We start from the raw sequence: 12,088 nt of genomic DNA on the forward strand, positions 1-12,088 counted from the left end.
TCAAGTGGACCGAGCCGAGATATCTCACTCCCGCCTTGGGCTGAACTTCCAGGTCATCGCCACGAGGCCCGCGGTGATCAGGCCGCTGACGATGCCGGCGGTGGGCAGCGTGAGCAGCAGTGCGGCGGTCGCGGCCCAGCCGATCGAGGAGAAGGCTTCGGCAAAGGTGGCAAGCCGCGACGAGGTTTGGCGGCGGCGGAATTGGCTGCGCCGGGCCTGGACGCGGAACCAGAGCTGGATCGCGGTGGCGGAGGCCGCACTGACGATGATCATGGCGGCCGTGACCGCGGCCTGGAATGGCGAGGCGAAAACCAGCGCGGCCACCAGCGGGCTGAAGATGACGGCGATCGCGATCAGCACCACCTCGATCTTGGCGTGGATGACGCTCGTGGGCGTCAACGGCGCGGTCGCGACCAGATCGGGCGCGTCCTCGCCCGAGATCGTCAGCCAGGCGAGTCCACCGGCGAGCTGACCCGCGGCCATCACGATGACAGGCGAGATCAGCGTCAGCGCCGCTGAACTGTCGCCAAAGCTGCGCCAGAGCAGCAGCGCCGGCGGCACCAGATAGAGCAGCTGCATCAGCGTCTGCGAGATCAGCCAGGGATCGCGACAGAGCAGCACGAATTCCTTGCGCCGCAACGCCTGTTGCCGCGATCCACCTCGGAACGGACGCTCCTTCGCGCGCTTGCGGCTGGAAGTGCCGTAGGCGGCAGCGTCGATCGCCGTGTCGGCGAAGCGGCCCGAGAAGATCGCCATGACGCATCCGAGCAGCACCAGCCCGAGTGCGAGGAGCAGCAGCAGCGCCTCGCTGTCGCCCATGGTCGCCCGCGCCGGCCACCACCAGATGCTGTCGATGTCGGGCGCGTGGGCGGCGAGGGTGCCCGATGTCAGGATAGTGAAGCGCGACAGCGTGCCGTAGGAGATGATCGCCGCAACCTGGAGCGCGATCACAAAACCCGCGCCGATGATCGCAGCCAGGATCTGGGCCACGAAGCGCGTGCGCGCCGGGCCGATCAGGCGAAACAAGGCGATGGTGATGGCAATCGCGATCGCCGCGGCTGACAGACCCATCGCGATGACGACGCCGAAGGCGGCAAGCCACCGCGCGCCGCCGCCGATCACCAGCACGTCGATGAAGGGCGTCGAGAACAGCAGCGCCATGGTCGTCACGGTCAGCGCAATCGCGGCGATGCGCACCGAGAACAGATTGGCGAGCGTCGCCGGTGAGGACATGATGAGATCGAGATCGGCGCGGGCGTAAAATACCCGCGTCACGGATTCGATCGCTTGCGACAGCATCAAGGTCCAGGCGAGAAAGATCGTCGCCGAGATCACGATCAGCGAGGATTTGTCGAGCGGCAGTTGCAGATTGGCGAAGCGGCCGATCACGGCCCAGGCCGGCACATGCAGCAGCGCGGCGAAGAACAGCAGACCGATCACGGCGGCGCGGGCGCGCCTGCGCCGGCCGCCCGTCATCATGGCGAACCATTCGCGCCAGGCGAGCCGAAGCTCGTGACGGGCAAACCACGAAAGGGCGGTCGCCGAGCTCATGCCGCTTCCTGGAGCGTCACCAGTGCGATGAAGAGGTCTTCGAGGCTGGTGTCGGCATGGCCGTTTTGCTGGCGCAGCTCGGTCAGCGTGCCCTCGGCGACCAGGCGGCCGGCGGCGATCACGCCGATGCGGTCGGCCATGCGCTCGGCCACCTCGAGAATATGTGTGGTCATGATGATGGTGCAGCCGGCCTGAACGCGCTCGCTCAACAGGCCCTTCACATGGCGGGCGGAGACGGCGTCGAGGCCGGTCAGCGGCTCGTCGAGGATGATCAGGCGGGGATCGTGCACCAGCGCACCGGCAAGCGCCACCTTCTGGCGCATGCCCTTGGAGAACCCTTCGCAGCGTTCGTGCCGGTGCGGTTCGAGCCCGAGCGAGCTCAGGAGTTCCTCGGCGACCGGTTTCGAGACCGATGGCGCGATGCCCCAGAGGCCGGCGACGAATTCGAGGTACTCAAGCGGCGTCAGCTTGTCATAGATCATGGGCTCGTCGGACACCCACGCCATCACCTGCTTGGCCGCGACCGGATTCTTGAGCGCATCGATGCCGAAGATCGACACGCCGCCGTCGTCGGGCCGCAACAGGCCTGCGACCATGCGTAAAGTGGTGGTCTTGCCGGCACCGTTGGGGCCGACCAGCGCATAGAATTCACCGGCATGGATGGTGAGATCGAGGCTATCGACCGCCAAACGGTCAAAACGCTTCGTTAACCCCAAAACTTCGAGCGCCGAGCTGTCCGGCTTCATGACGGCCACACCATCCGGTTTTGCATCGGTCGCGACCATGACCCGAAGATGTTTCGGCACGGTGAATCGCGCTGCCGCAAATTCCGGCATCCGTCTTGGACTAAAGGCAAGATACCTAACAAGTCACCGTTTGTTGACAGGGCTCGGGCGTTCAGGCTGAATTGGCGTCGGGACAAATGGCAGCTCACGCGGCGAAACGACTGCGTAGCGGCTGGACACAAGATGCGGCAAGGCGGTCGTCAAGAACCGCTGGTTGCATCGGGAGGACGCGGCGATGCTGGATTTCGTTCAGCAGCTGGTCAGCGGTGTTGCGCTCGGCTGCGTCTACGGCCTGATCGCGCTCGGCTTCGTGCTGGTCTACAAGGCCACCGAGGTCGTCAATTTCGCCCAGGGCGATCTGATGATGCTGGGCGGCTTCTTCGCCTTCACCTTCATCGGCATGATGGGCCTGAACTACTGGATCGGCTTTGCCGGGGCGGTGGCCGCCATGGCGCTGTTCGGCATGCTGGCGGAGCGGATCGTGGTGCGGCCGATCCTCGGCTATCCGCAATTCTCCATCATCATGGCCACCATCGGCCTCGGCTATTTCCTGCGCTCGGTCGCCGGCATGATCTGGGGTACCGACGATTTCAAGATCGAGACGCCGTTCAGCCAGGGCGTGCTGCGCATCGGCTCGTTGGTGCTCGCCCATGACAAGCTCTCGGTGATCGCGGCGACCGTTATCCTGTGTGCGCTGCTCTGGCTGTTCTTCAACAAGACCACGCTCGGCACCGCGATGCGCGCCAGCTCCGAGAACATGTTGGCGGCCTACTACATGGGCATCCCGGTCAAGCGCGTGGTCTCGATCGTCTGGGCGATCAGTGCAGCGGTCGCGACCTGTGCCGGCGTGCTGCTGGCGCCGATCACTTTCATTCACTCCAATGTCGGCCTCGTGCTTGGCCTGAAGGCGTTTCCGGCCGCCGTGCTCGGCGGCTTCGGCTCGATCCCCGGCGCCGTCGTTGGCGGCGTACTGATCGGCGTGATCGAGAGCATGGCCGGGTTCTATCTGGCGGAGGGCTGGAAGGACGTCGCGCCCTACCTCGTGCTGCTGGCCGTGCTGCTGCTGAAGCCCGAAGGCCTGTTCGGCCTTCACGCCCGCAAGAAGGTCTGAGCGCATGCGCTTCCTGTTCAAGACCGACTATGAGGACGACATCAGGCTCTTCCCGCATTCCGGCTATCTCGTCTCCTACGGCCTCTTGCTTGCCGTGCTGCTGATCGCGCCTTACGTGCTCTCCAGCTATCTGATGAGCCAGCTCGTGTTCGTCTGCATCTATGCAACTGTCGGCGTGGCGCTGATGATCCTGACCGGCTTTACCGGGCAGGCCTCGCTCGGCCACGCAGCGTTCCTCGCGATCGGTGCCTACACAGCCGCCTATTTGCAGAAGTATAATGTACCGTTCCCGGTCTATTTCCTCGCGGCCGGCGTCCTGACCGGTTGCATCGGCGCGCTGGTCGGCTTTCCGGCGCTGCGGCTGCAAGGTATCTATCTCGTCATCGCCACCATCTCGTTCGCCTTCATCGTCGAGGAGATTCTGGCGCGCTGGGAAAGCGTCACCAATGGCAATGAGGGTCTGCGGGTCAAGGCGGTGTCGCTGCTCGGTGTCACCGTCTCGCGCGACAGCCCGACCTTCTATTTCCTCTGCCTTGCGGTGTTGGTACTGACCATCGTCGGCACGCTCAACCTCCTGCGCTCGCCGACGGGCCGCGCCTTCGTCGCGATCCGGGACTCAGAGACAGCAGCGCGCAGCATGGGCGTCAACGTCGCGCTCTACAAGGTGAAGTCCTTTGCGATCTCGGCGGCGATCACCGGCTTTGCCGGCGTGCTGTTCGCACACAAGCTGTCCTTCATCTCGCCTGAGATGTTCACGCTGCAGCTCTCGATCGAGTTCATCATGGTGATCCTGATCGGCGGCACCTTCAGCCTGCATGGCGCTGTGCTGGGCGCGATCTTCATCGTGATGATCGATCCGTTCCTGACTTACCTCAAGGACGACATGCCCGGCATCATCGCCGGTATCGCCGCGACGTTCGGCGCGGGCACGGCGACCGCGGCAAACGTCCAGTCCAAGGTCGCGGCCTTTGCCTCGCTGAACGGGCTGAAGGGCGCGATTTATGGCATCATCATCATGCTGTTCGTGCTGTTCGAGCCGCTCGGCATCTACGGCCGCTGGCTGAAGATCAAGCTCTTCTTCCAGCTGTTCCCGCTCTACAAGCGCGCGACCTTCAAGCGGCAGAAGATCTACGTGAAGTCGGAGCGGAACCGATGAGCTATTTCCGCGCCGAGAATTTGTCGCTGCATTTCGGGGGCCTCAAGGCCGTCGATGCGGTGTCGTTTGCGGTCGAGAAGGGTGAGATCCTCTCGATCATCGGGCCGAACGGTGCGGGCAAGAGCTCGATCTTCAACCTGATCTCGCGGATCTACCGGCCGACCTCGGGCCGCATCTTCTTCGAGGACCAGGACATCACCGAAGAGCCGCCTTACGACATCGCCAGGCTGGGCATCGCCCGGACCTTCCAGAACATCGAGCTGTTCGAGAATGCGACCGTGCTGTCCAACCTTTTGGTCGGGCGCCACCGGCATTCCACCACGCAGCTCTGGCAGGAGCTGCTGTTCCTGCCGAGTGTGCGCGCCAACGAGAAGGTGCACCGCCGCCGGGTCGAGCAGGTCATCGAGTTCCTCGATCTCGAGCCGTACCGTGATAAACTGATCTCGGGCCTGCCTTACGGTGTGCGCAAGGTCATTGAGCTCGCACGCGCGCTCTGCTCGGAACCAAAACTGATCCTGCTCGACGAGCCGTCCTCCGGCCTCAACGTCGAGGAGACCGACGACATGTCGTTCTGGATCCGCGACTTGAAGAACGAGCTCGGCGTGACCGTCCTGATGGTCGAGCACGACATGACGCTGGTCAACCGCGTCTCGGACCGCGTCATCGCGCTGAACTACGGCCGCGTATTGGCGATGGGCTCGCCGGCCGAGGTTCAGCAGCATCCCGACGTCGTCGCAGCGTATCTGGGAGCGTGATGCATGGATGCGACCGCTGCGCCCGACATCATCTTAAAGCTCTCCAACATCGAGAGCTATTACGGGCCGATCATGGCGATCCGCGGCATCTCGCTGGAGGTGCCGCGCGGCCGCATCGTCACGCTGCTCGGGGCCAACGGCGCCGGCAAGACCACGGTGCTGAAGACCATCTCCGGCATTCTCGATCCGCAAAAGGGCTCGATCGAGTTCATGGGCAAGCCGATCCAGCGCATGGAGGCCGATCGCATCGTGCGGCTCGGCCTCAGCCATGTGCCTGAGGGGCGCGAGGTGTTCCCGTTCCTCTCGGTGCGCGAGAATTTGATGATGGGCGCCTATCCGCGCAGCGATCGCGACGGCGTCGCGGAGGATCTGGAGCGGGTCTACGGCTATTTCCCGCGGCTGAAGGAACGCATCAACCAGCCGGCCGGCCAGCTCTCTGGCGGTGAGCAGCAGATGCTCGCGATCGGCCGCGCGCTGATGAACCGGCCGACGCTGCTGCTGCTCGACGAGCCCTCGCTCGGCCTGTCGCCGATCCTGGTGAAGGAGATCTTCACCATCATCCGCCGCGTCAACGAGGAGCAGGGCATGTCGATCCTGCTGGTCGAGCAAAATGCGCGCGTGGCGCTGGAGACGGCGCATTACGGCTACGTGCTGGAGATCGGCCGCGTCGTGATGAACGACAGCTGCGACCGCTTGATGCATTCCCAGGACATCCAGGAGTTCTACCTTGGCGCCAAGGAAGCTGGTGCACGCGGCGAGCGGCGCTGGAAAAAGAAGAAGACCTGGCGGTGAAAAACTTGGCGATGAAGGGTTCGCGTTAGAGCGGCAACGAGGAGACACGCATGGCCCGACCGGCGGTGCTGACGGTCGCTGATACGATCGCGAGGAGCTTTTTGCGCGCCGCAGAGGTGCGCGGCGACAGGCCTGCGATCCGCGAGAAGACATTCGGCATCTGGCAGCCGACGAGCTGGCGCGAATGGCTGCGGATCTCGAAGGAGATCGCCTACGCCCTCCATGCGATCGGCTTCAGGCCGGGCGACGTCGCCTCGATCATCGCCAACGCCGTGCCCGAATGGATCTACGCCGACATGGGTATCCTGTGTGCCGGCGGGGTCTCGTCCGGAATCTATCCCACCGACGCGTCGGCCCAGGTCGAATATCTCGTCAATGATTCCGCGACGCGGGTGATCTTCGCCGAGGACGAGGAGCAGCTCGACAAGATCCTCGCCTGCCGCGCGCGCTGTCCCAGCCTGCAACGGATCGTCGTGTTCGACATGGAGGGCCTCAGCGGCTTTTCCGACGACATGGTGATGTCGCTCGACGCGTTCCGCGCGCTCGGCCGCAACCACATGGCCGGGCGCGAGGCGCTGTGGCAGGAGATGATCAACGGCCCTCAGGCGGAAGATCTTGCGGTGCTGGTCTACACATCCGGCACCACCGGCCCGCCCAAGGGCGCGATGCACGCCAACCGCAGCGTCACGCACCAGATGCGGCACGCCAACGACTTCATTCCGGCGCGCGAGGACGAGGACCGGCTGATCTTCCTGCCGCTCTGCCACGTCGCCGAGCGCATCGGCGGCTACTACATCTCGGTCGCGCTCGGTTCGGTGATGAATTTTGCCGAGAGCCCGGAGACCGTACCGGACAACTTACGCGAGGTGCAGCCGACCGTGTTCCTCGCGGTGCCGCGCATCTGGGAAAAATTCTATTCCGCCATCACCATCGCGCTGAAGGATGCGACGCCGCTCCAGCAATGGGTCTATCGCCGCGCCATCGCGATCGGCTACCGCATGGTCGATTGCCGGATCGAGGGCAAGGCGCCGTCGCTGGCGTTGCGTGTTGCCAACCGCGTCGCCTACCAGCTCGCCTTCCGCAACATCCGCCGCATGATCGGGCTCGACCGCTGTCGCATCGCCTTCACCGGTGCTGCGCCAATCGCACCGGATCTGATCCGCTGGTATCTCGCGCTCGGCATCGACATCCACGAGGTCTACGGCCAGACCGAGAACTGTGGCGTCGCGACCATGATGCCGGGATCGCGCATCAAGCTCGGCTCGGTCGGCACGGCGGTGCCCTGGGGAGAGGTCTCGCTGTCGCCCGACGGCGAAATTCTGATCAAGGGCGACTTCCTGTTCATGGGCTATCTGAACCAGCCGGAGAAGACGGCGGAGACCATCGATCCCCGCGGCTGGCTGCGCACCGGCGACGTCGGCACCATCGACAACGAAGGTTTCGTCCGCATCTCCGACCGGATGAAGGACATCATCATCACCTCCGGCGGCAAGAACATCACGCCCTCGGAGATCGAGAACCAGCTCAAATTCTCGCCGTACATTTCCGATGCCGTCGTGATCGGCGACAAGCGGCCCTATCTCACCTGTCTCGTGATGATCGACCAGGAGAATGTCGAGAAATTCGCCCAGGACCACGACATCCCCTTCACCAATTACGCCAGCCTGTGCCGGGCTAGCGAAATCCAGGACCTGATCTGGCACGAGATCGAAGGCGTCAACGCGAACTTCGCGCGCGTCGAGACCATCAAGAGGTTCTACCTGATCGAACGCCAGCTCACCCCGGAGGACGAGGAGCTGACGCCGACCATGAAGCTGAAGCGCAATTTCGTGAACAAGCGCTACGCCGTCGAGATCGACGCGATGTATCTCGCGCGCGCGGTCGCCTGAGTCTCGCTTGGAAAACAGCGAAGGAGCGATGGCCACGCCCTTCGTGCAACATGGGCCTGAGGAGGAGACGTCAATGTCGAAATCGTTGAGAGCGTTCGGCCTTGCTGTGGGTGCGGTGGCGCTCACCTGTCTGCCGGCCGCGGCGCAAACCAAGGTCACAAATGAGGGCATCTCGGCGGGCGAGATCGTCATCGGCACCCATCAGGATCTGTCGGGTCCGATCAAGGTCTGGGGTGTGCCGGTCTCCAACGGCATGAAGATGGCCGTCGAGGAGATCAATGCGGCCGGCGGCATCCAGGGCCGCAAGATCAGGATGATCCTCGAGGACAACGGCTACGATCCGAAGAAGGGCGTGCTGGCCTCGCAGAAGATGGTCGAGCGCGACAAGATCTTCGTCATGATCGGCTCGATGGGGTCGGCGCCGACACTGGCCGCGCAGGACATCCTGTTCGACGCCGGCGTGCTGCAGCTGTTTCCGCTGACGGCCGCCGAGTTCACCTTCAAATTCGACCCGGCCAAGCCGCAGGAGCGGCTCAAGTTCAACAATCTGCTGCCCTACGTCGAGAGCACCCGCGCCGCGCTGAAATACATGGTGGAGTGGAAAGGTTTTCAGAAACCCTGCATCATGCATCAGGACGACGAGTACGGAAAGAACGTGCTCGACGGCTTCAACCAGCAGCTTGCCGCGATGAAGCTGCAGCCCGCCTCGATCACGAGCTACAAGCGCGGCGCGTCCGATTTCAGCGCGCAAGTGGCCAAGATGAAGTCCGACGGCTGCGACCTCGTCGTGCTCGGCACCGTGATCCGCGAGACCATCGGCGCGATGGGCGAGGCCAGGAAGCTCGGCTGGGACGTCACTTTCCTCGGCGCCACGCCGACCAACGTGCTGGAGGTGCCGACGCTGGGCAAGGAGGCGGTCGAGGGCCTCTATGCGGCCTCGGGCTTCGAGATCCCCTATGAGGACACCGCCAAGGGCAAGGTCCACGACTGGCTGATCAACTACAAGAAGATGTTCGGCACCGACGCCAATACCCAGGCGATCATCGGCTACAATGCGGTGACGACGTTCGCCTTCTATGCGGACAAGGCGGGCAAGGATTTGACCGGGCAGAAGATGCTTGATTCACTCGAGTCCGGCGAAAAATTCCTCGACATCTTCAACTCGCCGCCGACCAAATTCTCCAAGACCGACCACCTCGCCAACACCATCACCCAGGTGCAGCAGGTCAAGGGCGGCCGCTGGGTGCTGGTGAAGGACAATCTGATGTTTTGATTTTTCGCCGCGCGGACGGTGCACCCTCTCCCCTTGCGGGAGAGGGTGGTTCGTCGCGAAGCGACGAGCCGGGTGAGGGGTATCCATCCTCACGAGCAGTGCAGCAAGCGGAGAGAACCCCTCATCCGGCGTTTCGCGCCACCTTCTCCCGCAAGAGGAGAAGCAAGAAGACGGCCTACGACCCCCCGCCTGCGGTGCCCGAGTTCACCGGCGCCAGTTCGTCTTCGCGGCAGCGCCAGCCGTCGGCGGCTTTCACGAAAGCAAAGGTCCGCTGGACTCGCAGGCGGCGCGTGACGTTGAAGGCCGCTGCGGAGCGCTCCTTGTTGGCGGCTCCCGGTTGCGGGCGGCCGGTGCTGAGGTCCCAGCAGGTACCGGTGCAGGTGGTGGCGACCTTGCTGCAGGCAGTGAACGGCGCCAGCACCACCATCTCGATCTCGCCGGTGACCTGCGCCTCCTGATCGGTCACCTGGCTGTCGAGTGCGTAGACGCGGTTGATGCGGAGGAAATTGCCGCACGAATTGGCGGCGTGGATGCGCGCGGCGCAGAAATCGACGGCATCGGTGTCGGGCTCCCTGGCTGCGACCTGGCGGCCGAACACCTTCTTCGGATCGCCCCTGGCGGCGGCGATCTCGTCGGTCTTGCGCTTGAGATAATCGGCGAGACAATCTTCCGCGGCCTCGAGCTCCGCAAGCGGCACGTTCTCCTTGCCGACCAGATTGCACTTGCGATCGCGCTCGCGGGTCCAGCGGCCGTATTCGGCGAAGGCAAAGCGTGCGGCGGTCGGGTCCAGCCTGCCGATCAGGCCAAGCACCTGGCTGTTGAGCTCGGTCTCGGTCAGCGCCAGCGACGGGTCCGCGCAGATCAGCGCGCCGGCCGCGGTGTTGGCCGCAAGACAGTCGAAATCCGGATCGCGCACGATCGTGGCGCGATCCTCGGTCACCTTGAGAAGGCAGGCCTTCACCCGGTCGAAATCCTCAGTGCGGATCGCGGTCTGGCCGACGATGCCGCAACCGAGATTACGCTGGCGGATCCAGATCGCGTTCTCTTCGATGCCAGGCAGGCGATCGGGCAGGCGGGCGAGCCGCGTCTCGATGGCGGTGTTGAGCTTCTCGGCGGCGGCGGACAGCTCGGCGTCACCGCAGAACAATTGATTGCCGGGGTCGCGGATCTGCTGGCAGTTATTCCCCGCGAACAGCGGTAGCCTGTCGGCAACGGAGCGATCGGATGCGCCGGATTGCGCGAAGCCTGATGCTGCCGGCCAAGCCAGCAGCGCAAGCGCAGTCATCACGATCAACCGCATTCCAATTGTCCCTAGCATGGTCGTGACCATGCTAGCGCCCTGGATCGTGCGGCGAAATGGATTTGTGGCGGGTCGCCGGTGTGAGGTCGGTAGCCCGGATGGAGCGTAGCGCAATCCGGGAGCGGTGCGCGCGGTGAGAGACCCGGATTTCGCTTGCGCTCCATCCGGGCTACGAGGCTACGGAGAGATCACCGCGCCTCGGCCTCGGCCGACACCATCGACACCCGCTGGCTCTCGCCCCGCACCGGTTCGCCGACATATTTCAGCACGGCGGATTGATAGAGCACGTAGAGCGGCTGGTAGTCGCGCGCGTCGTCATCCTCGACCATGGCCATGCGGCGGTTGTCCAGCATCAGCCAGTGGCCGTCGAGCTTTGCCGAGGCAACCGCATGGCCTTCGCCGTTACGGGTGTCGCGCACCACGACGAGGCGAAGGTCCTCCGCGGCGACACCTGCAAGCCGCAGCGCAGCGAGCTTGGCGATGGCGTAATCCTCGCAATCGCCGGCGCCACGCTCGAAGGTCTCGAGCGGCGAGCTCCAGATGTCCTCGGCACCGTCATTTTCGGCGCGGATGGCGAGGTTGATGGCGCGGTTGGTCTCGCCGAGCAGCGCGCGACCGTCGCGGGTGCGGGCCTGGTCGACGATGGCGAGCAGTTTCAGCGCCGCGGGTGAGGCGCAATTGTCGCGGTCGCCGTCGCACAGCGCGAGCTGCACCATGTCGTCATCGAGCTTCTCTTTCAGCGCGAACCATTTCTGGCGCAGGCCACCGGTGGAAATGGCGAAGGCGAACACGCCGAACGGCTCGGCCGATTTGCGCACGAGTATGCCCGCGCCCGGCGACAGCAATGTGCCGGCACGAAGGTCGGCGGCCGATCCGAACAGGATCAATCCGCACAGGACAAGGATAGCGCGCCAGGCGCGCGAGCGAGCAGCGGTCTCCATCTGACATCCCCTTATCCGGCTTCGCCAGGTCCCCCTCGACCTCAACGTGCCGGGCTTGTTGCTTTCGCGGAGATAGTGCGAGGTGGGCCGTTTTGTTCTGCTTAACGCGCTTGGGCGGCGCGCCGAAACCGTGGGGCAGGCTGAACCGGGCTTGGCCAAATTGCGTAAAATTTTACGATTCGCCGGCTAAGTGTTGCCGCGATGCCGCGAAACAGATCAAATTACAGGCCGAAGTTGTCGACGGGCCGAATCTTCGCCTATGGCTAACGACCCGCTATTTCACGGGCTCTGTTAGTTGGATCACAGATTTAACTCCGTATTTGCCGCAGGATGTCGCGGGGGACTACGAAGAAAAGATGACACAAGTATCTGCTGTCAAATCCCTACGGCTGATTACTTTTGATGACTTGAAATGTGCGCAATAAGCTGATTCAACTGCGAAATATTCGAAAAAATACTTCAGCTAATCTGTGGATGTCGCCGTAGGCATAGTCGTGGGCGGCCAAGTGATGGGAAATCACACAAGCAATAGACG

10 protein-coding genes are annotated in these 12,088 nt (G+C 63.7%); 6 read left to right on the top strand and 4 right to left on the bottom strand.

Annotated elements, in window-relative coordinates:
* Window positions 1–24: 24 nt before the first annotated feature.
* The gene (locus V1280_RS33090) at window positions 25–1,551 is read right to left on the bottom strand and encodes a permease (RefSeq protein ID WP_334534441.1); all 1,527 of its coding nucleotides are present in this window, start codon (window positions 1,549–1,551) and stop codon (window positions 25–27) included.
* A complete protein-coding gene (locus V1280_RS33095) occupies window positions 1,548–2,297 on the bottom strand; it encodes an ABC transporter ATP-binding protein (RefSeq protein WP_334538478.1) in 750 nt (249 codons plus the stop codon). The genes V1280_RS33090 and V1280_RS33095 overlap by 4 nt, the downstream gene beginning before the upstream one ends.
* Window positions 2,298–2,571: 274 nt before the next feature.
* Between V1280_RS33095 and V1280_RS33100 the strand changes: the two genes are divergently transcribed.
* The 6 genes from V1280_RS33100 (at window position 2,572) to V1280_RS33125 (ending at window position 9,312) form a co-directional block, all read left to right on the top strand.
* Window positions 2,572–3,447 carry a branched-chain amino acid ABC transporter permease gene (locus V1280_RS33100; protein ID WP_148769990.1) on the top strand — a complete coding sequence of 292 codons (876 nt, stop codon included), beginning with the start codon at window positions 2,572–2,574 and terminating at the stop codon, window positions 3,445–3,447.
* Window positions 3,448–3,451: 4 nt separating this feature from the next.
* Window positions 3,452–4,603 carry a branched-chain amino acid ABC transporter permease gene (locus V1280_RS33105; protein ID WP_334534449.1) on the top strand — a complete coding sequence of 384 codons (1,152 nt, stop codon included), beginning with the start codon at window positions 3,452–3,454 and terminating at the stop codon, window positions 4,601–4,603.
* Window positions 4,600–5,358, top strand: a complete 759-nt coding sequence (locus tag V1280_RS33110) for an ABC transporter ATP-binding protein (protein WP_334534452.1) — start codon at window positions 4,600–4,602, stop codon at window positions 5,356–5,358. The genes V1280_RS33105 and V1280_RS33110 overlap by 4 nt, the downstream gene beginning before the upstream one ends.
* A 3-nt stretch (window positions 5,359–5,361) precedes the next feature.
* Entirely contained in the window at window positions 5,362–6,150 is a 789-nt protein-coding gene (locus tag V1280_RS33115; RefSeq protein WP_334534455.1) for an ABC transporter ATP-binding protein, read from the top strand.
* A gap of 50 nt (window positions 6,151–6,200) precedes the next feature.
* Window positions 6,201–8,039, top strand: a complete 1,839-nt coding sequence (locus V1280_RS33120; protein ID WP_334534458.1) for an AMP-dependent synthetase/ligase — start codon at window positions 6,201–6,203, stop codon at window positions 8,037–8,039.
* 73 nt (window positions 8,040–8,112) lie between these two features.
* Complete coding sequence (locus tag V1280_RS33125; protein WP_334534461.1) at window positions 8,113–9,312, top strand: ABC transporter substrate-binding protein; 1,200 nt, start codon at window positions 8,113–8,115, stop codon at window positions 9,310–9,312.
* 175 nt (window positions 9,313–9,487) lie between these two features.
* Here V1280_RS33125 and V1280_RS33130 read toward each other — a convergent pair whose 3' ends face one another.
* Together V1280_RS33130 and V1280_RS33135 are read right to left on the bottom strand one after the other, a co-directional pair.
* Window positions 9,488–10,612, bottom strand: coding sequence for a lysozyme inhibitor LprI family protein (locus tag V1280_RS33130; RefSeq protein WP_334534464.1), 1,125 nt, complete (start codon window positions 10,610–10,612; stop codon window positions 9,488–9,490).
* Between the two features lie 188 nt (window positions 10,613–10,800).
* Window positions 10,801–11,553 (bottom strand): transglutaminase-like cysteine peptidase, encoded by a 753-nt coding sequence (locus tag V1280_RS33135; protein WP_334534469.1) that lies wholly within the window; start codon window positions 11,551–11,553, stop codon window positions 10,801–10,803.
* Window positions 11,554–12,088 lie beyond the last annotated feature (535 nt).

The organism is Bradyrhizobium sp. AZCC 2230 (assembly GCF_036924495.1).
In the GTDB taxonomy this organism is placed as follows: domain Bacteria; phylum Pseudomonadota; class Alphaproteobacteria; order Rhizobiales; family Xanthobacteraceae; genus Bradyrhizobium; species Bradyrhizobium rifense.